General features: G+C 67.0%; 19 protein-coding genes and 1 pseudogene. 5 read left to right on the top strand and 15 right to left on the bottom strand.

The window, feature by feature from the left end; genetic code table 11:
• Nucleotides 1–121: 121 nt before the first annotated feature.
• Together ACEN9G_RS13515 and ACEN9G_RS13510 are read right to left on the bottom strand one after the other, a co-directional pair.
• The gene (locus tag ACEN9G_RS13515; protein ID WP_413340627.1) at nt 122–1,309 is read right to left on the bottom strand and encodes a thiolase family protein; all 1,188 of its coding nucleotides are present in this window, start codon (nt 1,307–1,309) and stop codon (nt 122–124) included.
• 97 nt (nt 1,310–1,406) lie between these two features.
• Nucleotides 1,407–1,850 (bottom strand): MarR family winged helix-turn-helix transcriptional regulator, encoded by a 444-nt coding sequence (locus ACEN9G_RS13510; RefSeq protein ID WP_036233287.1) that lies wholly within the window; start codon nt 1,848–1,850, stop codon nt 1,407–1,409.
• 131 nt (nt 1,851–1,981) lie between these two features.
• Here ACEN9G_RS13510 and ACEN9G_RS13505 point away from each other — a divergent pair, with 131 nt between their 5' ends.
• Nucleotides 1,982–2,524 (top strand): PaaI family thioesterase, encoded by a 543-nt coding sequence (locus tag ACEN9G_RS13505; protein WP_413340625.1) that lies wholly within the window; start codon nt 1,982–1,984, stop codon nt 2,522–2,524.
• Nucleotides 2,525–2,529: 5 nt separating this feature from the next.
• Here the strand turns inward: ACEN9G_RS13505 and ACEN9G_RS13500 are convergent, their stop codons facing one another.
• The gene (locus ACEN9G_RS13500) at nt 2,530–2,937 is read right to left on the bottom strand and encodes a MarR family winged helix-turn-helix transcriptional regulator (RefSeq protein ID WP_400189801.1); all 408 of its coding nucleotides are present in this window, start codon (nt 2,935–2,937) and stop codon (nt 2,530–2,532) included.
• Nucleotides 2,938–2,985: 48 nt separating this feature from the next.
• Nucleotides 2,986–3,894: a LysR family transcriptional regulator gene (locus ACEN9G_RS13495; protein WP_483126707.1), complete on the bottom strand. Its 909-nt coding sequence runs from the start codon at nt 3,892–3,894 to the stop codon at nt 2,986–2,988.
• 113 nt (nt 3,895–4,007) lie between these two features.
• Here ACEN9G_RS13495 and ACEN9G_RS13490 point away from each other — a divergent pair, with 113 nt between their 5' ends.
• Entirely contained in the window at nt 4,008–4,607 is a 600-nt protein-coding gene (locus tag ACEN9G_RS13490; protein ID WP_413339359.1) for an FMN-dependent NADH-azoreductase, read from the top strand.
• 16 nt (nt 4,608–4,623) lie between these two features.
• Here the strand turns inward: ACEN9G_RS13490 and ACEN9G_RS13485 are convergent, their stop codons facing one another.
• Both ACEN9G_RS13485 and ACEN9G_RS13480 read right to left on the bottom strand, forming a co-directional pair.
• Entirely contained in the window at nt 4,624–5,418 is a 795-nt protein-coding gene (locus tag ACEN9G_RS13485) for an SDR family NAD(P)-dependent oxidoreductase (RefSeq protein ID WP_413339361.1), read from the bottom strand.
• Nucleotides 5,419–5,429: 11 nt separating this feature from the next.
• On the bottom strand, nt 5,430–6,014 hold the full coding sequence (locus ACEN9G_RS13480) for an ester cyclase (protein ID WP_413339379.1): 585 nt from the start codon (nt 6,012–6,014) through the stop codon (nt 5,430–5,432).
• Nucleotides 6,015–6,046: 32 nt separating this feature from the next.
• Between ACEN9G_RS13480 and ACEN9G_RS13475 the strand changes: the two genes are divergently transcribed.
• Nucleotides 6,047–6,949 (top strand): LysR family transcriptional regulator, encoded by a 903-nt coding sequence (locus ACEN9G_RS13475; RefSeq protein ID WP_413339363.1) that lies wholly within the window; start codon nt 6,047–6,049, stop codon nt 6,947–6,949.
• A 111-nt stretch (nt 6,950–7,060) separates the two neighbouring features.
• On the opposite strand, the gene ACEN9G_RS13470 is transcribed toward ACEN9G_RS13475, so the two are convergent.
• From ACEN9G_RS13470 to ACEN9G_RS13460, 3 genes are all read right to left on the bottom strand, one after another.
• Nucleotides 7,061–8,017, bottom strand: a complete 957-nt coding sequence (locus ACEN9G_RS13470; protein ID WP_413339365.1) for a S66 peptidase family protein — start codon at nt 8,015–8,017, stop codon at nt 7,061–7,063.
• A 179-nt stretch (nt 8,018–8,196) separates the two neighbouring features.
• On the bottom strand, nt 8,197–10,959 hold the full coding sequence (locus tag ACEN9G_RS13465) for a TonB-dependent receptor (protein ID WP_413339367.1): 2,763 nt from the start codon (nt 10,957–10,959) through the stop codon (nt 8,197–8,199).
• Between the two features lie 142 nt (nt 10,960–11,101).
• A complete protein-coding gene (locus tag ACEN9G_RS13460) occupies nt 11,102–12,907 on the bottom strand; it encodes an ABC transporter substrate-binding protein (protein ID WP_413339369.1) in 1,806 nt (601 codons plus the stop codon).
• Nucleotides 12,908–13,119: 212 nt separating this feature from the next.
• Here ACEN9G_RS13460 and ACEN9G_RS13455 point away from each other — a divergent pair, with 212 nt between their 5' ends.
• Together ACEN9G_RS13455 and dacB are read left to right on the top strand one after the other, a co-directional pair.
• Nucleotides 13,120–14,358 carry a nucleoside recognition domain-containing protein gene (locus ACEN9G_RS13455; RefSeq protein ID WP_056126046.1) on the top strand — a complete coding sequence of 413 codons (1,239 nt, stop codon included), beginning with the start codon at nt 13,120–13,122 and terminating at the stop codon, nt 14,356–14,358.
• A 29-nt stretch (nt 14,359–14,387) separates the two neighbouring features.
• Nucleotides 14,388–15,956, top strand: a complete 1,569-nt coding sequence (dacB, locus tag ACEN9G_RS13450) for a D-alanyl-D-alanine carboxypeptidase/D-alanyl-D-alanine endopeptidase (RefSeq protein WP_483126706.1) — start codon at nt 14,388–14,390, stop codon at nt 15,954–15,956.
• A 43-nt stretch (nt 15,957–15,999) separates the two neighbouring features.
• Here the strand turns inward: dacB and ACEN9G_RS13445 are convergent, their stop codons facing one another.
• From ACEN9G_RS13445 to ACEN9G_RS13420, 6 genes and pseudogenes are all read right to left on the bottom strand, one after another.
• Nucleotides 16,000–16,659 (bottom strand): hypothetical protein, encoded by a 660-nt coding sequence (locus tag ACEN9G_RS13445; protein ID WP_413339374.1) that lies wholly within the window; start codon nt 16,657–16,659, stop codon nt 16,000–16,002.
• Between the two features lie 126 nt (nt 16,660–16,785).
• The gene (locus ACEN9G_RS13440; RefSeq protein WP_413339376.1) at nt 16,786–17,394 is read right to left on the bottom strand and encodes a M15 family metallopeptidase; all 609 of its coding nucleotides are present in this window, start codon (nt 17,392–17,394) and stop codon (nt 16,786–16,788) included.
• Nucleotides 17,391–18,296 carry a LysR family transcriptional regulator gene (locus ACEN9G_RS13435; RefSeq protein WP_413339378.1) on the bottom strand — a complete coding sequence of 302 codons (906 nt, stop codon included), beginning with the start codon at nt 18,294–18,296 and terminating at the stop codon, nt 17,391–17,393. The genes ACEN9G_RS13440 and ACEN9G_RS13435 overlap by 4 nt, the downstream gene beginning before the upstream one ends.
• Nucleotides 18,297–18,496: 200 nt before the next feature.
• Nucleotides 18,497–19,276, bottom strand: a pseudogene (locus ACEN9G_RS13430) (N-acetylmuramoyl-L-alanine amidase); the annotation flags it as partial.
• Complete coding sequence (locus ACEN9G_RS13425) at nt 19,273–20,235, bottom strand: N-acetylglucosamine kinase (protein ID WP_483126705.1); 963 nt, start codon at nt 20,233–20,235, stop codon at nt 19,273–19,275. The gene ACEN9G_RS13425 and the pseudogene ACEN9G_RS13430, both read right to left, overlap by 4 nt.
• 73 nt (nt 20,236–20,308) lie before the next feature.
• Nucleotides 20,309–21,901, bottom strand: a complete 1,593-nt coding sequence (locus ACEN9G_RS13420) for a glycoside hydrolase family 10-like protein (RefSeq protein WP_413343686.1) — start codon at nt 21,899–21,901, stop codon at nt 20,309–20,311.
• Nucleotide 21,902 lies beyond the last annotated feature (1 nt).

Raw genomic sequence — 21,902 nt, 5'->3', positions numbered from 1 at the left:
CGCCCCCGCGCAGGCGGGGGCCCTGGTTCTGCATGCGTCAACGTAACGCTTGAAAATTGGATCCCCGCCTGCGCGGGGACGACGTCGTTTTACGTTCGCGTATTTTTTAGCGTCCGCGTGTTCATGCGATCTGCTCCAGCGCCAGCGCAATCCCCTGCCCGCCCCCGATGCACAGCGTGACGACGCCACGCCGCGCCAGCCCGCGCCGCATCGCATGCAGCAGCCGCACCGTCAGCACGGCCCCCGTTGCGCCGATCGGGTGACCGTGTGCCACCGCGCCCCCTTCGACATTGATGACGTCTTCCGCCAGTGACAGTTTTCTCGCCACCGCCAGCGGCACGGCGGCGAACGCCTCGTTGATTTCGTAGCGGTCGACGTCGCCGACGTTCCACCCCGCGCGCGCAAGGGCTTTCTGCACGGCCGGCACGGGACCGAGGCCGAACATGCCCGGCTCCACGGCCGCCACGCCTGATGCGACGAGGCGTGCGACCGGCTGCAGCCCCAGGCGCTCGGCCGTCGCGCGGTCGGCGACGATGACGGCGGCCGCGCCGCTGTTCAGGCCCGGCGCGTTACCGGCCGTGATCGTGCCGTTCGGGCGGAACGCCGGCTTCAGTTTCGCCAGCGTCTCCAAGGTGGTGTCCGGGCGGTTCGCTTCGTCCGTGTCGAACAGCTGCACGCCGCGCTTGCCCGCGATCTCGATCGCCACGATTTCATCCTTGAACGCACCGGCCGCCTGGGCTTCCGAGAAGCGGCGCTGCGAACGCTCGGCCCAGCGGTCCTGCGCGGCGCGGGTGAGGTCCACGTCCTTCACGAGATCCTCCGTGTGCCAGCCCGAGTGCTGGGCGGAGAACGCGTCGTTCAAGCCGTCGTGCAGCAGGCTGTCGTAGATCTGCGCATGGCCCATGCGCGCGCCCCAGCGGGCCTGCGGCATCAGGTACGGCGCCTGGTCCATGTTTTCCATGCCGCCGGCCAGCACGACGCTGGATTCGCCGGCCAGGATCTCGTGCGCGGCCGACGCGATGGCCTGCGCGCCCGAGCCGCACACGCGGTTCAGCGTCATTGCGGGCACGCTCACGGGAATGCCGCCGTGGACCGCGGCCTGGCGCGCCGGGTTCATGCGGTTGCCCGCCTGGACCACGTTGCCCATCAGGACGGCGTCGATGGCGTCCGGAGCGATGCCCGCGCGCTCGACGGCGGCGCGCACGGCGGCCGCGCCCAGTTCGACGGCGGGGATGGATTTCAGGGAACCGTTGAACGCGCCGATGGCGGTACGCACGGGGGCACACAGGACGATGTCGCGGGCAGACATGATGACTCCTTTCGGGTTGGATGGCGGGGTCGTGCAAATAGGAGTATATACACGTATTTTGAAAAGCGCATGACGCGCGGCCTGCCGGCGAGCGGATTTATTTGACTTCGGGCTCGTGTATGCCCGTCTCGACGACGGCGCGCAGCAGCATGCGCAGTTCGAGTGCGCGTTCGCTGCCGAAGTTCTGTTCGAAGGTCTGCTGGGCGCGGCGCCACAGCGGCAGCACGGCTTTCACCTTGGCCTTGCCGGCCGGCGTGAGGACGATCACGCGTTCACGCTTGTCGTGCTCGCTGGGACCGGTCGTCACGAGGGCATCGCGCTCGAGCGGCTTGAGGTTGCGGGTGAGTGTCGTGCGGTCCATGACCAGTTCGGCGGACATCTGGTTGACCGTCATCGGCCCGAGCCCCAGCAGCTTGTACAGGATGGAGAACTGCGTGACGCGCAGGCCGGCCTCGCTCAGCACCTGGTCGTACACGCCGGTGATGTAACGCGACGCCTGGCGCAGGGCGAGGCAGTTGCACAGGGGGTCGTTCGATGTCATGTACGGTATTCCATTGCCGGGATGGCGTTAGTGCCGTCCCTCTAGCGAGTATAACCCCGGGGACGCCGGAACCCGTGCATAATCCGCCCGGAGCCTTGCATATACACCCAATCACACGACAGGAGGATCGCATGGAGACGCAGCCGACGGTGGCACAACAATGGGAAGAACAGCTGCGCGCGGTGCGTGCGCGCATCGAGCAGGGCGGCGGACGTCCGGGCGTGGTGCCGGCGCAGGAAGCGCGCGGGATGACGGGCCTGGCCATCATGGAAGCGCTGCTCGACGGCCGCTTCCCGTATGCGCACATCGCCGAGACGCTCGACTTCTTCCTCGTCGAGGTCGAGAAGGGCAAGGCCACGTTCCAGGGCACGCCGCAGGCAAAACACCTGAATCCGATGGGGACCGTGCACGGTGGCTGGTACGCGACCCTGCTCGACTCGGCCGTCGGCTGCGCCGTGCAGACCGCGCTCGAACCGGGATACGCCTACACGACGGCGGAGCTGAGCGTGAACCTCGTGCGCGGCGCGCGGCTCGACGGCGGGCCGCTGCGCGCGATCGGCACGGTGCTCCATTGCGGCCGCCAGCTCGCGACGGCAGAAGGGCAGATCGTCGATGCGCAGGGCCGGCTGTATGCGCATGCAACGACCACGTGCCTCGTGTTCGAGGCCCGCTGAACCGATCAGCCCACGCCGCGGAGCTGCCCGGCCAGTTCCGCACCGAACCGGCTTTCGAACTCGGCCTGCGCCGTCTGCCACACGGGCATCGCTTGCGCCAGCCTGGCGCGGCCCGCATCGGTGAGGCGCACGACGTTGCGGCGCGCGTCGTCCTCGTGCGGTCCGATGGCCACGAGGCCGTCGCGGGCCAAAGGCTGCAGCGCGCGGATCACGCTCGTGCGCTCCATCACCATCGCCTCGGCGAGATCCTTCATCGAGCCCTCTTTGACCTCGTCGATGTAGACCAGGATCGAGAACTGCGTGCTCGTCAGGTTCACGCGCGACAGGTGGTCTTCATACATCTTCGTCACCAGACGCGCCGCCTTGCGGGAGGCGAAGCAGTTGCAGGCAATGAGTCGTTCGGAAGCAGTCATGGGCATAGTGTTATGTGCGTACGCACATGTGTCAAGCGTTTTCAAAAATTACCCGCTCATGACGGCATCCATGTGCGCCTTCAGCATGTCGACGAACACACGCGTGCGCGCCGGCATCAGGCGCCGTCCCGGCATCACGCACCAGAGGCTGGCCGTCGGCAGCGACCAGTCGGGCAGGACGCGGCGCAGGCGGCCGTTGCCGATCCAGTCGCGCAGGGCGGCGTCGGCCGGCAGCGCGGCGATGCCCGCGCCGCGGTACGCCATCTCGCGCTGCAACCGGGGCGAATTGCATACCAGCGGTCCCTGCACGACCTGCTCCCAGCGCTCGTCGCCGCGCGCCAGCACCCACGGCAGCGTCGTACCGTCGTGTCCGGTGTAGGCAAGACAGGCATGCTCGACAAGGTCATCGGGCGTCGCCGGTGTGCCATGTTCGGCCAGGTAATCCGGGCTGGCAAACAAACCCTGGCCCACGTCGAACAGCTTGCGCGCGACGAGCGTCGCATCGTCGGGCAGGTGCTGGGCGGCGCGCACGGCCACGTCGAAACGTTCGCTCAGGAGGTCCACGCGGCGCGGGGACAGGTCGATGCGCAGCCGGACGTCCGGATAGCGCGCCTGGAACGCCTGGCAGAAGGCGGCGAAGTCGGATTCGATGAGGTCGGCCGGCATCGACACGCGCAATTCGCCGCGCGGCGTTTCCTGCCGGTGCTGGGCCAGCGCCGCGACTTCTTCCGTTTCGTCGACGAGGCGGCGCGCATGCTCCAGGATGCGCTCGCCGAACGCCGTGATCGCCACGCGCCGCGTGCTGCGCACGAACAGCTTTTCGCCCAGCGCTTCTTCCAGCAGGGTCAGGCGGCGCGACAGCGTCGACTTCGGCAGGTGGGCCCGTTCGGCCGCCTGCGAAAAACTGCCCGCGTCGACGACCCGCACGAACAGGATCAGATCGTTTGCATCCACCATGGCCCAGACTCCCGTCCCATAAATGGAACAATGATATCCGGAAACCCGGCTTAATCCCGTCGAAGAGTCTCAATAGAATGTTCTCCATCGACCCAACACTTCTGGAGAACACGATGAACATCCTGCAAATCAACGGTAGCGCCCGTGCCAACGGTTCGAACTCCACCCGCGTCGCCGACGCGATCACGGCGCGCCTGAAAGCACGTCATCCGGAAGCGACGGTCGAGCTGCGCGACCTGGCGCGCGACCCGCACCCCGTGCTGGACGAAGCCGCGCTGTCCGCGCTGTTCACGCCCGCCGAACAACGCACGCCGGAGCAAAGCGCCCGCGTGGCGCTGGACGATGCGCTGATCGCACAACTGAAAAACGCCGACGTGATCGTGCTGGGCGTGCCGATGTATAACTTCAGCGTGTCCGTGCAAATTAAATCGTGGATCGACGCCGTCGCCCGCGCCGGCCAGACCTTCCGCTACACGGCGAACGGTCCGGAAGGCCTTGTCACCGGCAAGAAAGTCTACGTGGGCCTGGCCAGAGGCGGCATCTACCGCGATACGGAGCGCGACTCGCAGGTGCCGTACCTGAAGGGCGTGCTGGGCCTGATGGGCATGACGGACGTCGAGTTCATCTACGCCGAAGGCGTGAACATGGGCGAGGACCGCGCCAGCGCCGCCTTCGACGAAGTCGCCACGCAGATCGACGAGGTGGTTGCGTAAAGGTCGTGGCGTGAGACTAAGCGATCGTGTCGACCACCCCGCCATCCACCCGCAGCGCCGCGCCCGTCGTGGCCGACGCCTGCGGCGAGCACACGTAGACGATCATGTTCGCCACCTCGTCCACGCTCGCCGCGCGGCGCAGGATGGAGCTGGGGCGGTGGGTGCGCACGAAGTCCGTCGCCGCCTGCTCGACCGACGTATCGGCTTCTTTCGCCGCGTCTTCCAGCATGGCGCGCACGCCTTCCGACAGGGTCGGCCCCGGCAGCACCGCGTTGACGGTGACGCCGCTGCCGGCCGCCAGCTTCGCCAGCCCGCGCGATATCGCCAGCTGCGCCGTCTTCGTCATCCCGTAGTGGATCATGTCGGCCGGGATGTTCAGCCCCGATTCCGACGAGATGAACACGACGCGGCCCCAGTCCCGTTCCAGCATCCCCTTCAGGTAGTGCCGCGCGAGGCGCACGCCCGACATCACGTTCAGCTGGAAAAAATGCTCCCACGTGGCGTCGTCGATCTCGAAGAAATCCTGCGGCCCGTACGTGCCCGCGTTGTTGACGAGGATGTCCACGTGCGGCTCGGCGTTCAGTAGCGCCGCGGCGCCTTCCGCCGTCGCAAGGTCGGCGGCGACGCCACGCAATTGCGCGCCCGGCACCCGCGCCAGCACGGCCGCGCGGGCACGTTCGATGGCATCCACGGAGCGCCCATTGAGGATGACGGTGGCGCCCGCGTCGGCGAGCCCGATGGCGGTCGCCAGGCCGATGCCTGCGGTGGAGGCGGAAACGAGTGCGGTCTTGCCGGTCAAATCGATGTGCATGATGGTCCCTTTCAACGGGCGACGAGGCCCAGTTGCTGCATCAGTGTGAGGTTGTCTTCGATGTGCCAGTTGTCGGCGATCTTCCCGTCCGCGATGCGATAGATGTCGGTGGCGATGAAGTCGATCGCCTGCCCCTGCCCCTGTCTGTCTGCCCACCGTCCCGTGAAATGGCCGTGGAAGCGATAGTGCACGGTGACGCGGTCGCCCGCAACGATCAGTTGTAGCAGGTCGGCCTGCAGATCGGGTATCGCCGTGCGCACGAACCTGGAGGCGGCCAGCGGCCCCGGCACGCCTTGCGCGCGGCCCGGCGGCAGCGTGCGGTCCGTGAAATCGGCTGCGAGCGCGGCGCGGGCAAAGCGTTCGTCGCCAGTGTGCCAGAACGTGGCGTAACGGCGCGCCGCCCGCATTTCCGCGTCACGCTGCGCCGGCGGCAGCGACGGGTCGACGATGACTTGCCGGGCGCTGACGAGTTGTGCGTCCGCGCAGGCGGGCAGCGCTACCAGCACGGCGGCGAGGATAGTAAAAGCTTTCATGGTGATGCTCCTGGTGTCGATGAGCCCATCATAGATTTCACGCTGATCGAAAAATAGCGGCAGAATACGAAATCATTGTTTCCAAAAAGCGCAAGATGGACACGCTCGCCAACAACTTCCCTGCCCTCGTCGCATTCGCGCGAATCGTCTCGGCCGGCAGCCTGTCCGCCGCCGCGCGCGAGCTGGACGTGCCCGTGTCCGTCGTCAGCAAGCGCCTGTCCTTGCTGGAAGCGAGCCTGGGCACGCGCCTCCTGCAGCGCACGACGCGGCGCCAGACGCTGACGGACGAAGGCCGGCTGTTCCACGCGCGCGTGCTGCGCATCCTGGACGAAGTCGAGCAGGCCGAAGCCCTGCTCGCGCAGCGCCGCGACGGCGTGCACGGGCTGTTGCGCATCACGGCGCCGGGCGAATTCGGCCGGCGCTGGCTGGCGCCCATCGCGGCCGCGTTCCAGGAGCTGCATCCGCACGTGACCATCCAGCTCGAGCTGACTGACGCCGTCGTCGACCTGCTGGACAGCGGTCATGACCTCGGCATCCGCTACGGCGCGCTGGAAGCATCCTCGCTCGTCGCGCGCGCGCTGGCGCCGAACTACCGCGTGCTGTGCGCGTCGCCGGCGTACCTGCAGCGCCACGGCGAACCGCGCACGCCGGCCGAACTGGCGGGCCACCGCTGCATCGTGATCGGCGATCAACGCCGCACGGACTGGAAATTCGACGGCGACGAGACCACGCCCGTGCGCGTGGATGCCGCCTTCCTCACGAACGACGGCGGCGCCGCGCAGCAGCTGGCACTGGCCGGCAGCGGCATCGCGCTGAAATCGATCTGGGACGTGGGGGATGACCTGGCCGCGGGCCGTCTGCGGCGTGTGCTGCCGCATCATGCGATGGCGGCGGCGCCGCTGCATGCGGTGTATCCGCACCAGCGGAACCTGGCGCCAAGGGTGCGGGTGTTCGTGGAGTATCTGAAGGAGCGGTTGCAGGAGGCGTGGCGGTGGTAAGCACGACCCGCTACGCTGCAACGTCGTTCCCGCGAAGGCGGGAACCCAAGTTGCTGGCGCTGCGATAACGCATACAAGATTGGGCCCCCGCCTCCGCGAGGGCGACGGTCTTCAGCTAACGGCTGCCCCCAGCAACGTCACCGTCCGCGCCTCCGTATCCAGCCTGCCCCGGATCCCGACCGGCATCGTGAACTGGTTGCGGATATGCCCGAACGAATACCCCGTCACCGCCGGCACGCGCAGCGGCTGCAGGTGCACGTCGAACGTCTCGTCCAAGGTCAGCGACGGCCCGTCGCCCTGCGGCCCGCAGTTCTCGCAGATGCCGATCATGACGCCGGCCGCTTTATCAAAACCGACGGCGAGGTCGAGCTGTGTCATCCAGCGGTCGATGCGGTACGGCTCCTCGTTCACCTCTTCGAGGAACAGCAGGCCGCCCGTGAAATCCGCCGCGTACGGCGTGCCCGCGAGCGCGCTCGCGAGCGACAGATTGCCCCCGATGAGCGGGCCCTCGGCGACGCCTTCGTGCACGGTGCGCGTCGCATACCACGGCTCTTCCAGCGCGCGGCGGTCGTTCTCCGCCGACATCGGGATCGTGTACGAGTCTCTCGGCTCCGTCAGCACGGCCAGCAGGTGCGCCGTCGAATAGTCCGACGGCGTGCTCGATGCGACCGGGCCGTGGAACGTCACGAGGCCCGCGTGGCGGTGGATGGCGAGGTGCAGCGCGGTGATATCGGAGTAACCCAGCAGGACCTTCGGATGGGTGCGGATCAGGCGGTAGTCCAGGTGCCGCAGCAGCGAGATGCAGCCGGACCCGCCGCGGATCGCCCAGATGGCTTTCACTTCGGGATCGCGGAACATCGCGTGCAGGTCGGCGATGCGCGCCGCGACCGTGCCGCCGTAATTGCCCCACACGTCGCGCAGGTACGTGCCCAGCTTGACGCGGAAGCCCAGTGCCTCGATGTGCTGGACCGCCTTCTCGATCGACGCGTCGCTCGTGTAGCCGCCCGGCGCGACGAGGCCGACGACGTCGCCGCGGCGCAGGCGCGGTGGTTTGATCAGTGGTGTCATTGTTCTCGATGCGGACCGTGCAGGCGCGAACGGAAGCAGCAGCGCCGCCGCCATCATCGCGTTGAATCGTCGCCTGCTGTTCATGGAATGAGGTTCAAGTAAAACGGCCCGCGCCGCGGAAGCTTGTGGCTTCCATGGTCGCGGGCCGCAGGTCGTGCCAAGGATACTGGCGCTACCGATTAAAAGAAGCGGTACTTGACGTCGAAGCTCAGCGAGCGGCCGCGCGGGTCGGCCACGCGCGGATCCCAGCCGGCGCCCACGACTTCGTCCACGTTGTGCGCCGTGAACGGCGGGTCGCGGTCGAACAGGTTCTGGATGCCGACGGTGATCGTCGTGTTTTTCAAGTCCGTGTACGTCGTCGACAGGCCCCACGTCGTGTAGCTGGCGACGTGCGGATTGAAGCCCGCCGGCGGCGTGCCCTTGCCGCCGTTCGGCACCTGGTCCTTGTAGCCGTCGCGGTACAGGTTACTGAGCAGGAAGCTCCATGCGCCCTTGTTCACGCTGAACGTGGCATTGTGCTTCCAGCGCAGGTAGATGTCGCGCGTATAAAAATTGCCGACGTATTCGACGTACGGCTGGCCTTCGAACTCGGCGAACTGGTAGCTCTGCGTCCAGGTGCCGTCGAGGGTCGCGTTCCAGCGCCAGCCGTCCGGCAGGTTGCCGCGGCCGCGCAGGCCCACGTCGGCGCCGCGCGTCTTGAGGCCGGCCGCGTTGATCCAGCCCGCGTCGACGTAATCGATGGTACCGTCCGCATTGCGGTGGATGTACTCGCCCAGCGCAGCCGCATTGGCCAGCACCACTTGCGGCGTGCGGTTCAGGATGCGGTCCTTGACGTTGATCGCCCAGTAGTCGACCGACATCGAGAAGTTCGCGTTCGGCTCGACGATGAAGCCCAGGGTGCCCTGCTTGGACGTCTCCGGACGCAGGTTCGGGTTGCCGCCGCTGAAGTAGTTCAGGCGCTCGATCGCGCAGTAGCGCGGGTCGCCCTGGTGGGACGCGCAGCCGACCGGGTCGGACACGCCGTTCGGCAGTTCCTGGTCCAGGCGGCCCGAATACAGCTGGGCGAAGCTCGGCGCCAGGAAGCCCTTGTTGGCCGAACCGCGCAGCATCAGCCAGCTCGTGGGGCGGTAGCTGAACGCGATCTTCGGATTCGTCGTCGCGCCGATCAGGCTGTAGTCGTCGCGGCGCAGCGCCAGCTGCAGTTCCAGGTTCTTCATGACCGGAACCACGAGCTCGGTGTAGATCGCCTTGACGTTGCGGTTGACCGTGTCCTGGTTCGCGTTACCCGGCGCCAGCAGGATCTTGGTCGCGTCGACGTCCTGCGCGAAGCCATAGCCCTCGCGGCGCAGGTCGGTGCCGATCGCGCCCTGCAGCGGGCCGGCCGGCAGTTGCCAGATCTCGCCCGAGATGGAGGCGTTGAACTGCGTGAGCGTCGTCTTGCCGTGCTGGAGGCGGCCGTAGAATTTGGTGCCTTCCAGCGCCTGCATCGCGGCGGCGCTCTGGCCCTGCGACGGCGCGGCGAACGGGTTCACGACGCCGCTGCCCAGCACCTGGTACAGCGCGCTCGTGTAGGCATAGCCGTCGACGAGGTCCGTCTTGGTGTGGCTCTCGCTGTGCGACAGGTCGATCTTGTAGTCCCACTTGCCGGCGAGGATGCCCTCGGCGCCCGTCATCAGGCGCACGGTGTCGGTCGTGTAGTTCTGCGTGCGGTTACCCAGCGGCCAGGCGCGCCATTTGTAGATGATCGGCTTGGTCTTGTCGAACGAAGCGATGTACGGCGACAGGTCCTGGTAATACGGGCCGCCCACCGGATACGCGTTACCGTTCGCGAGCGACGTGGAAATCTGCGCCGGCGTCAGGATCGCCAGCGAATTCGTGTGCGCGGCGACGGCTTCGGCGAACACGCGGTGGTCCGGGTTGACCTGGAACGTGGCGCGGGCGACGCCGTTCGTGCGCTCCGTCGGCAGCTGCATCACGTAGTCGCCGCCGTAGTCGTAGGCGCAGGAATAGGTCGAGCGCAGCGGCGACGTCACGTCCTTCCACAGCGCCGTCGCGTACTGGTTCATGCCCTGCACGCTGTCGCACTTGCCCTGCAGGGAGAGGAGACCCGCCTGCAGGTATTTGTTCGGATCGCCCGGCATCTGGAAGTTCGAGCCCAGCGCGGTGCCGGCGCCCGTCAGCTGGTTGGCGACCGGGGTGCCGGTGGTGTCCGGCGACAGGCCGCGCGCCGGCTGGTAGCCGTTGGCGAACGAGCGCTGGTGCGAATCGAGTTCGTTGTTCCTGTCGTAGCCGACGGCCACCATGACGTTGAAGCGGTCGGTGTCCAGGTTGCCGTGGCCGGCCACGACCTGCAGCCGGCGGGTGGCGCCGCCGCCGTGCTCCGTCCAGTTGCCGGTGGCATTCGCCTGCAGGCCTTCGAAATTCGTCTTGAGGATGAAGTTGATGACGCCGCCGACGGCGTCCGTGCCGTAGATCGCGGACGCACCATCCTTCAGCACTTCGATACGGGCGACGGCCGCCAGCGGGATCGTGTTCAGATCGACCGCCTTGCCGGACAGGCCGTAGCCGGAAATGCGGCGGCCGTTGATCAGCACGAGGGTGCCGGTCGGGCCCAGGCCGCGCAGCGATGCGAACGAGCCGCCGCCGCTGACGCGGTCGGCATCCGCGCCGAACACGTTATTACCTGAAGTCATGTTGTCCGCGCCCGTGCCGTTGGCCGAAATCAGGCGCATCAGCTGTTCCGCGTTCGTGACGCCCTGCTTGTCCAGCTGGTCCATCGTGATCGTCTGCACCGGCAGCGCGCCTTCGGTGGCGATGCGCTTGATGCTGGAACCCGTGATTTCGACGCGCGCGATCGGCTTGTCCGTTTGCGCTTGCTGCGCGACGGCCGGGGCTGCGGTACCGATCACGGCGATCATGGTCGCTAGCTTCTTTAACTTCACGTGGCTCTCCTTGGTGCACGATGACGTTGGCATGAATTGTTGATTCAAAGGTAAGCGCACTGACGCGCGCCCAGCCAATGAAAATTCCGGCGCTGACTATAACTGCAGGGAATATTTCACTAAGTAAATCTAGCAAAAAGTATCACTTCCCTCTTGCAGCACGTGTCCTTTCCGCAACATCGACATCCAGATAACGCCATTGCGTGAATTCGACGGGGTGGCGTTTGTAGTTTTTCAGCCACGGTTGTCGGATATCTGCCGAGAGTACATGCGTCAGCGGTACCCACGGGTTATAGGCGTGGATCAGCTGGTTCATCTCGAAATAGAGCTTCTGGCGCTCGGGACCATCCTTGAGCGCGTGCGCCTGCTCGTAGCGTTCGTTGTAGGCCGGCAGGTTGAAACGGGCGTAGTTGGCGCGGCCGGCGTTGGGGCCGTACAGCAGCTGGTAAAAATTGTCGCCGTCGGGGAAGTCGGCGATCCAGTTACTCTCGAACATCTGCACCTTGCCGAGGCGCGACGCCTTGATGATCTCCGTCTTTTTATCGGACTTGAACACGACGCGCAGGCCGACGGCATTCAGGCATTTGCGCCACAGTTCGTCGCGCAGGCGGCCGCCGACCGTGGCTTCGCTGCTCATCTGCAGCGTCAATGGCTCGGTGCCGCCGCCGTTCGGCTTCGGCTGCCGTCTGAACCCGTCGGAGTCGCGCTTGTCGTAGCCGAAGCGGTCCAGCAGCGCATTCGCCATCGCCGGATCGTACGGGACGGGGCTGCGGTAGTTCGGGTCATAGCCCAGCACGCCAGGCGGCAGCGGCGATTCGGCCTTGATCGCGAACCCCTGTTTCAGCAGGGCGATGTCCTCGGCGCTGTTGTAGCTGAGCGAGATCGCGCGGCGCAGCGCCACCCTCTCCTTCGAATAGCCGCCGAGGACAGGATCCTCCATGTTCATCCACATGTAGTAGGTCTGCAGCACGGGGAAGCGGTACAGCTGCATGCCGCGCGCGGTGAGCTCGGGTTTCAGCTTGCCGTTTTTGATGACCATGTCCGTCATCGATTCCGGCACCTGCTCCAGGTAGTCGTATTCGCCGTTCAGGAAGCCCAGCATGCGGCCCTGGAATTCTTCCGCGATCTTGATGTCGACCTTGTCCACGCGCGGCAGCTTTTGCCCTTCGAGCGCACGCGCGATGGCGCGGTCGCCGGGATCGGCCGCCGGGTCCGTCGCCACGCTGGAGTGAAACACGGACGTCGACGTCGGATTCGCCACAAGGACGATCCGGTCGCTGCGCTTCCAGTCCCCCAGCATGAACGGCCCCGTGCCGACGGGGTGATTGCCGGCCTGGCCCGGATACGCCTCGATCACTTCGCGCGCGACGACACCGGTCGCCGGCGTGGCCAGGTAAAACAGGAAATTGTTATCCGGCTCGGAAAGACGGATGCGCAGCGTGTACCGGTCGACGGCCTGCAGGCCCGGGATGTTCGTCGCGTAGCTGAAACGGTCCTTCCACGCCGCATCGCCCAGCAGTTTTCCCTCGAACATGAACGACCACGGCGATTTCAGGGTCGGGTCATACAGGCGCTGGATGCTGTAGACATAGTCGGCCGCCGTCACCTCGCGCGGCGGCCCCTTGAACGCCGGGTCGGGCGTAAAACGCATGCCGGGGCGGATGTGGAACGTGTACGTCAGGCCGTCGGCGGAGATCTCGGGCAGGTCCTTCGCGCCATTGCCCTGCAGTTTGACGGGGCGCGCGAGGTAGTCGTAGCGCAGCAGCGGATCGAACAGGTTTTCCAGCAGGGACAACGTGGCGATGTCGGACGCGACGGCCGGGTCCATGCCTGTCTCGCTCGTCGACAGGAACATGTGCAGGACCTTGGGTTGCGGCCCTTGCGCGGCGGCGAATGGGGCGAGAGCGGTGAACAGCAGGGAAGCGAGGAAGGAGCGGCGAGTCGGCATGGCGAGGTCCTGGAAGCGTTGCGTATCATAGGCTCAGGCTTTGGACCCAGGCAATACGGCAGCGCGATAACAGAACGCCAAGCTTTCCAGAGGCGCATAACTTTTTTACATATCCCTAGCCCATACTTTCATCAGTGCAGCTTGCTCAGCGCCTATACTCTCCGCTGCACAATCGAGCCCAGGCGGCATGAGCCGCCGAAACTACGACACCCATGGCTTTAAATTACATCTGGATCGGCTTCTTCCTCGTCGGCTTCGTTGCGGCATTGGCCCAATGGATCTTCCTCGGAGACACCGAGATCTTCAAGCGCATCATCGACGGCACCTTCGACGCGGCCAAAATGGGCGTGATGGACATCGCCCTGCCGCTGGCCGGCGTGATGACCCTGTGGCTCGGCATCATGAACATCGGCGAGAAGGCCGGCGCCGTCGGCTGGCTGGCGAAAGTGATTTCTCCCTTCTTTTCGCGCATCTTCCCGGAAGTGCCGAAGGACCACCCGGCTACGGGCCACATGGTGATGAATTTTTCCGCCAACCTGCTGGGCCTGGACAATGCCGCGACGCCGTTCGGCCTGAAGGCGATGGAAAGCCTGCAGACGCTGAATCCGAACAAGGACACGGCCAGCAACGCACAGATCATGTTCCTCGTGCTGCACACGTCGGGCCTTACCCTGATTCCGCTCGCGATCATGGCGCAGCGCGCGATCCTCGGCGCGAAAGACCCGTCCGACATCTTTATCCCGTGCATGATCGCGACCTATGTCGCCACGGTCGCCGGCATCATCGCCGTGTCGATCCGCCAGCGCATCAACCTGCTGAACGGCGTCGTGCTGGGCTGGCTGGGCGGCATGACGGCCGCGATCGCCACGCTGATCTGGTACTTCACGCAATACCTCACCAAGCCGGAAATCGAGACCGTCTCCAAGGTCGCGAGCAATTTGATCCTGTTCTCCATCATCGTCGTGTTCATCGTCGGCGCGATGATTCGGCGCGTGAACGTGTACGAGGCGTTCATCGAAGGCGCCAAGGGCGGCATCCAGACGTCGCTCACGATCATCCCCTACCTCGTCGGCATGCTCGTCGCCATCTCCGTGATCCGCAATGCCGGCGTGCTCGGCTTCGTCGTGCAGGGCCTGGAATGGCTCATCCGCATGGCCGGCCTCGACACCGCGTTCACGCCCGCGCTGCCCACCGCGCTGATGAAGCCGCTTTCCGGCAGCGGGTCGCGCGCGCTGATGATCGACGCCATGAAGACGTATGGTGTCGATTCGTTCGTCGGCCGCCTCGCGTGCATTTTCCAGGGCTCGGCGGATACCACGTTCTACATCGTCGCGCTGTACTTCGGCTCCGTCGGCGTGCGCAAGACGCGCTATGCGATTTCCTGCGGGCTGATCGCCGACTTTGCCGGCATCATCGCGGCCATCTCCGTGGCTTACGTGTTCTTCGGATAATGGCTATAGCAACAACAAAAAGGACAGGCATGCTTCGTCGTCACGCACTGACTCTTCTCTCCGCCGCGCTGCTGGGCAGCGGCATGCCGGCCGCGGCCCAGCTGCAACCGTCACCGCCGGCGTCGATGACGACGCCGCTGCCGATCCCCGTCACGGATGCCCTGCGCGCGGCGGGGATTCCCGAGGATGCCGTGAGCGCGCTCGTCCTGCGCGGCGACAAGACGGTGCTGTCCCACCTGGCCGACCATCCGCTGCACCCTGCATCGACGATGAAACTCGTCACGACCCTGGTCGCCCTCGAGCAGCTGGGCCCCGTGTTCCGCGGCCGCACCGAGATGCGCACGACGGGCGAGGTCAAGGGCGGCGTGCTGCGCGGCGACCTCGTGCTGCGCGGCGGCGCCGACGTCGACCTGTCCACCGAGACGTTGACGACCATGCTGCGCGCCCTGCGCTACCAGGGCATCCGCCGGATCGACGGCAACCTGGTCGTCGACCGCACGCTGTTCAATCCGGCCCGCGCGGACGTCGGCGTGCCGCCGTTCGACGAATCGCCGGAGGCCTATTACAACGCCATCCCGGACGCGCTGTTCGTCAACCGCAACATGCTGCAACTGGACATCCGCTCGACGCCGCGCCCGGACGGCAAACCGGCCACGCGCGTGCGCGTCGCGATGCAGCCCGAGCTCGACGGCGTCACCGTCGACACGGACATGAAGCTCATCGATGCCGACTGCGCCACCTGGGAACACGGGTGGAAGCTGCCGGAAGCCGTGCCGCGTCCGGGCGGCGGCATCAAGGTCGTGCTGCACGGCACGTTCCCGAAAAACTGCGTGGCCAGCGAGTCGATCAACGTGATCGACCGCCAGGAATACGTCGCCCGCCTCGTGCGCCGCCAGTGGAAGACGCTGGGCGGCACCATCACGGGCACGGCCGTCGAGGGCGCCACGCCGCCGGGTGCGCGCCTGCTGGCCGAACACGTGTCGCGCCCGCTGCCGGAAGTCATCCGCGACATCAACAAGCCCTCCGACAACACGCTCGCCCGCCTGCTCTTCCTGAGCCTGGGCGCGCTCGAACCGGACCCCGTGCTGGGCAGCCATCCGCAACCCAACACATCCGGCACGACCCTGACGACGCTTGCCCGCAGCGAGGCCGTCGTGCGCGCCTGGATGCGCACGCACGGCATCGACGACACCGGCTTCGTCGTGGAAAACGGCTCCGGCCTGTCGCGCATCGAAAGCATCACGCCCATCCAGATGGCGGGCCTGCTGCAAGCGGGCCTGCGCAGCAACTGGGCGCCGGAACTCCAGGCCAGCATGCCGATCGCGGCCGTGGACGGCACGATGCGCCGCCGCCTGCACGACAGCCCCGCCGCCAGCCGCGCGCGCCTGAAGACCGGCACGCTGTCCAATGTCGTCGCGCTGGCCGGCTACGTGCCGGATGCGGACGGCAGGCAGTGTGTGCTCGTCGCCTTCGTCAACAGCGACCGGGTCGGCAACGGGCGCGGCCGGGCCGTGCTCGATGCGCTCGTCGATTGGGTCGCGCGGCTGGATGGGACACCGTCGGCGACGGGTATTGCGAACGGTACCGCTACACCGTAATGGTGCCGCTCGCGGTCTCGACGAAGCCGCCGTCGCGTATCACCTACGGCTTGCTGACCTGTCCGGCTGCGGCGAGCGGCGCGTCACCCCCCTCCAGCCACGGCGTTCCCGGCAGATTGGGCTTCGCTTCCACCAGCGACACCTGCGCCTTCGTGTTCGCGCGGATCGAGCGCACGATGTCCAGCATCGTGGTCTCGGTGAATTTTTCCGGTGTGCCGAGCATCATGCCGCCGACCCGGCGCGGCCAGGACAGCCAGCCGCCTTCGGGCTTCGTGAACACGGCGTACATGTCGAGGTGGTAGCCGTTCTTGTACGGGAACAGGCAGGCGACCATGTTCATGTTGTCGCCGCCGCGTACTTGCGGGGCGGCCTTGGCGGTCCAGGCGGCGCCTTCGCAGCTCGGGCTCTTGTCGACGGCGGTACCCGGTGCGGCGCTCGTCGGGTCGGCCATCCTGAAGTGGCCCGGCAGCTCGGTGGCCTCGGCGGCTGGCGTCGCGACGGAGGCTTCCTTCACATTGCGGTTGAGGCCTGCGGTGGCCGCCCCGGCCACGGCCTCGCGTGCGGCGTCGGTCTTGATGTCGAATACGCGGTAGTACTCGACCGTCGTGTCGCGCGCGGCGAACCGGCTGCCGGCGTCGGTGCTGCAACCGGCCAGCGCGGTCATGATCAGCAGGATAAAACCGGACAACAACGAGCTCTTCATCTCTTTCTCCTTCGCGTGGGCGTGGGTCAGTGGACCGATTGTCCCGGCGGAGAAATTCAGGAGAATGAGCTTGCTCAAGCGTGCACGGGTGCCGTCAGCGTGGCGCGACAGCACCGTGCGACGGGGTCAGAGCACGCGGCGGAAAGTCTGGCGCACGAGGTTGCGGTCGCCGCAATCGAAATGCCACCACTCCGTGTTGATGCCGACGAAACCGGCCTGGCACATGGCGTCGCGCAGCAATTGCCGGTTGGCCACCTGCTCTGCCGACAGTTCACCGCTGGCCACAAAGCGGGCTTCCAGCGCGGGATGCGACAGTTCCGTCATGTCGTCGAAGCCCGTGCCCATGTCGAGCTCGCGGCCCTGCTCATCGAGGATCGTGATGTCCAGCGCCATCCCGAACGAGTGGATCGAACCCCGCTGCGGATGCGCGAGATACATCTGCAGATCGGTACCGGCCAGCGCATCCCACAGTTGCTGCTGCACGCGCTGCGGACGCAGCGCATCGAGGACGAGCGGCGTGCAGCCGGGACGTCGGGCCTTCAGCCACGCGACGACGCGCTCCAGCGCAAACGCCGCGTCGCGGTGCAGCCAGGCGCAATCGTAGGGAGAGTACAAATCGCGGCCGACGAAATTGTCCGGGGTCGCGTAGCGCAGGTCGACGGCGATGCCGGCGATGGTCGACAGGTGGCGGAACTCGGGGTGGCCGGCGATGTGCTCGCTGGCGATGGTATTCATGCACATCCTTGATCCAACAAATTGCGCGCCGTGGCGCCGATGCACATGGCCAGTTCACGCGCGCCGTGCGACAGCGGCGCGTGGCTGGCCGTCAGCAGGTACAGCTGGACGGGGATCGTCGGCGCCCACGGGCGGCACTGCACCTTGCCCGGCGCGGCGGACGCGGCCGTGAACGGATCGAGCACCGCCGTGCCCGCACCCGCCTCGACGAGAGATCTCGCGATCTGGTACGTCTGCACGACGGTGCGAAACACCGGGTGCACGTCCTGCGCCTCGCATGCGGCCACGACCATTTCGCCGAGCGGGTCGCGGTCGGCCAGGCCGATCAACTCGCCGCTGAGGCCGGACGGCGTGATCGGTTGCGCGCACTCCGCGTCGGTCCACGTGCCGGCCGGCGCCATCACCATCAGCGCGCCCTGCGCGATCGGCTCCGCTTCGATGCCGGGGTGGCGCGGGTCCTGCAGCGACAGCGCCAGGTCGGCCTCGCCGAGGCGCAACGCGTTCACGATCTCGTTCGTGTGGAACGTGGCGAGCTCGCAGCGGGTCTGCGCGAAGTCGCGGCGCCACACGGTCAGCGCGGCGGGCAGCACGGAGACGGCGATGGTCGGCGTGGAGACGAGCCGCACGGTTTCCTCGGCGCGATTTTTCAGGCTCGCGGCCAGGCGGCGGATGCCCTGCAGGTCGCGATTGAGCTTTTCCGTCTCGGCGAACAGGCGGTGCGCTTCAGGCTTCGGGATCAGCTTGCCGCGCACGCGCTCGAACAGCGGCATGCCCAGTTGCAGTTCGGCGTGCTGCAGGACTTTCGTCACGGCCGGCTGCGAAATGTGCAGGACCTGCGCGGCGCCGCTGATGGTGCCGACCTGCATGATGGCGTGGAAGACTTCGATATGGCGCAGGCGCATCGCTCAGTTCCCGGTCACTGCTGCACGGGGACCGGCGGCGCCGGCGGCACCGGCGGCACCGGCGGCTGCGGCGGCTCAGGCGGTGCAGGCGGCACCGGCGGGACAGGAGGCTGCGGCGGCACCGGCGTCTCGCCCGGAATGATGACAGGCGCCGTGATCACCGGCGCCGGCAGCGGCTGCGGCAGCGGACCGGTCGGATTCGTCAGCGCTTCCAGCAGCGCGGCCGTCTCGACGTCCGGATTGCCGTCGATGTTGGCCGGACGGTATTTCATCTGGAATGCCGACAGTACGGTGCGCGTCTGCTCGTCGAGCACGCCCGACTGGACGAGGCCATAGCCCCACGTCGCCAGTTTCTTCTGGTACCACGCGATGTCCGGCAGCTGGACCTGGAAGATCGGCACGAGCATCGCGACGCGGTTCGCATCCGGCCACGCGACGAGGCCCGCGGCCGCAAGCTGGCGCCAGGGGAACATCGGGCCCGGGTCCTGCTTGCGCAGCGGGGCGATGTCGGAGTGGCCCAGCACGTTTTCCGGTGCGATGTGGTGGCGCGTGACGATGTCGCGCACGAGCGGGATCAGCGCGTCGATCTGCGCTTGCGGGAACGGCGCGTAGACGCGGCCGTTCGGCGTATCTTTCCAGCCAAGGTTGACGATCTCGATGCCGATCGAGCTGTTGTTCAGCTGCGTGAAATTCTTCCAGCTCGAGTTACCCGCATGCCAGGCCGCGTTCTTTTCGTCGACGAGGTTGTAGATGACGGGGACAGGGTCGGCGGTCACGAGGTAATGGGCGCTGACCTCCTGCTGGGTCAGGATCCTGAGCGACTCCGGGAAGTTCTGGGCGGTGTAATGCAGCACGAGGAAACGTACGCGGCTGGCCTGCCCCTTGGCCGTGTACGTGTGGTCGTATTGCGGTCCGGTGGGCGGCGGCGTGGCGCAGCCGGCGAGCAGGGCGAGGAGCAGGGTCGCGACGAGTGTCTTCATGTCGATGTCGTAGAGTTGGATGAATCGGCGGCGAGCGCCATGCGCGCCGCCGCGTGATGGGCGTGGCCCGGTGTCTGGGTCAGCGCAATGCCGGGCACGCTTGTCCGCATCGTGTCGACGATCAGCGGATGCAGTTCCGCCGCCCGCCCGGACACGGCGACGGGACGCGGTCCGAAGCGCCCCGTCAGCGCCAGCGCGAGGCGCGCGAGTTCGCGGCCGGCCGCGCGCAGGACGTCGGCTGCGACGGGATCCTTATCGGCCGTCGCGGCCACCGCGAGCGCCAGCTTGCCGACGGCGCCCCGTTCCTGGCCATAGATGAACTGGCGCGAATATGCCCAGTCGGCGCCGCCGACGTAGTCGAACACGGCTTGCGCCAGCGGCGATTGTTCCCAGCTGCCGGGCCGCTCGTCTTCGAGGCGCCAGATGTGGCGCAGCGCTTCCTTCGCGATCCAGAAGCCGCCGCCGCCATCGTCCAGCACGACGCCGCGTCCGCCCGCGCGGTGGAACTGGCCGTGCGCGTCGACGAAGGCGCCGATGGAGCCCGTGCCCGCGTACACGAGATAGCCTTCACCCGGCGCGAAGCTGGCGCGATAGGCGATTTCCATGTCGCTGCAGAAGTGGATGCGGCCCGGGTCGAGATGCAGTTCTTCCGCGAGCCAGCGCTGCAGCAGTTCGCTGTCGCCGCCGAAGCCCGTCAGGCCCGCTTCCACCCGGCCCGGCACGCCGTGCACGAGGGCTCGCGTCGCCAGTTCGGCGAAGGTGGCGCGGACCGTGTCGCGGCCGTGCGGCGTACCCATCTGCAGGGCCGACAGGCCGGCGACGCGGCCCTCGGCCACGATGGCGCCGCCGGGCGCGGCAAGGGCCCAGCGCGTCTCGGTGCCGCCGGCGTCGATGCCGAGTCCCAGGCTGCCAGCGAGACTCGGACTCGGCGGTATAGGTTCGGGTTGCGAATCGATCATGATCATCCGCCAGTGTACGCCGTCAGGCGCTCATCGGGCGAATGAATGGTGGCGTGCAATGCATGACCCAAGGTTATGCCTTGCGCCACGCTTCGATTCTGGGGCTTTCGTTGCCGAGACGGTCGACGGCACTGACGACGATGGCATCCGCCGCGCCCAGCTTCGCATCGTCGGGCACGGCCCAGTCCACGCGCGATGCGGGCGCCACGGCGAAACGCCACTGGTTGCCGAAGCGCGACCAGATCGCGTACATCGCATTGGCCTTGCCGGCCGCGAGTTTCAAATACACGGACGGCCCCTTGCGCACGGCCGCGACGGACGGCGCGCCGGGCCCTTCGTTGCCGAGCCACGGCGTCGCGGGCACGAGTGCGGGCCCGGGATACGACACGGTGCGCAGCTGGTCGCTGATGCCCTTGCGGTTTTCCATCAGCGGCGCCATGCTGAAGTGCACGTGGCCGTTCGCGTTCGGACGCGCCCGCGTGTGGTCGATCTGGTCGAGGATTTCCTGCGGCGGATACTCCTTCGTCGGCGCGCCGACGCGGCTCGTGAACAGGCCCGGCCACACGTGGCGGCCTTTCGGGTTCTGCGTCAGCCAGTAATCGAGCAGCACGTCGTACGCCTGGCCCGGCTGGCGGATGCCCCAGTACAACTGCGGCGAGAAATAATCGAGCCAGCCATTTTGAAGCCACGTCTCGGCGTCCGCATACAACTTGTCGTACTGCGAAAAGCCGACGATGCCGCGCGGGCGGCGGTCCGGCCGGCCCAGGCCGAACGGGCTGATGCCGAAGCGCACCCAGCTCTTCTCGCGGTGGATGCCCTCGTACATCGCTTCGATCAGGCGGTTGACGTTCTGGCGCCGCCACGACGCGCGATCGAGCCGCCCGCCGCCGGCCACGTAGCGCTGCCACGCGGGTTCGTCGGGAAAATCCAGCTCGGCCTTCGCGGTGCGGCCTTCCAGCGCCGCGCCTTCCGCACCGGTCGCCGTCGGGGCCTCGATCGGGTACGGATAAAAATAATCGTCGATGTGGACGCCGTCGATGTCGTAGCGGCGCACGACGTCCAGCACGACGTCCAGCGTCTGCTTGACGGCGGCTTCCTCGCCCGGGTCCATCCACTGGTATTTGCCGTAGGTCTTGACGGCGGCCGGATGCGTGCGCGTGATGTGGTTCGGCGCGGCCGGCGAGCGGGCGCCGTTGTGGCGGGCGCGGTACGGGTTGAACCACGCGTGCAGCTCGAGCCCGCGCGCGTGCGCCTGCGTGACCCAGAATTTCAGCGGGTCGTACCATGGCTGCGGCGCCTGGCCCTGCAGGCCCGTCAGGTATTCCGACCACGGTTCCAGCTTGGACGGATAGATGGCGTCCGCGGATGGGCGCACCTGCAGCACGATGGCATTCAGGTTCAGCGCCTTGGCGCGGTCGAGGATGGCGATGGCTTCGGCCTGCTGCTTGTCGGCGGAGAGGTTCGGCTTGCTGGGCCAGTCGATGTTGGCGACGGTCGACACCCAGGCGGCCCGGAATTCACGCGGGGCGGGCGGCGGCTCGTCGCCGGCGGGGACGTTGCTCACCAGCGGAGGCGTCGAACTGCAGCCCGACATGAGGCCGCCCATCGCCAGCGCACCGGCGACTCCCGCGAACGCGAATGCGCGTCGTTTTTGATCAGGTTGCAAC

It is taken from the genome of Massilia sp. Masssp94, from assembly GCF_059491305.1.
Note: the sequence above shows the minus strand (reverse complement) of the source record. Positions and strands in the feature narration are given on the sequence as shown.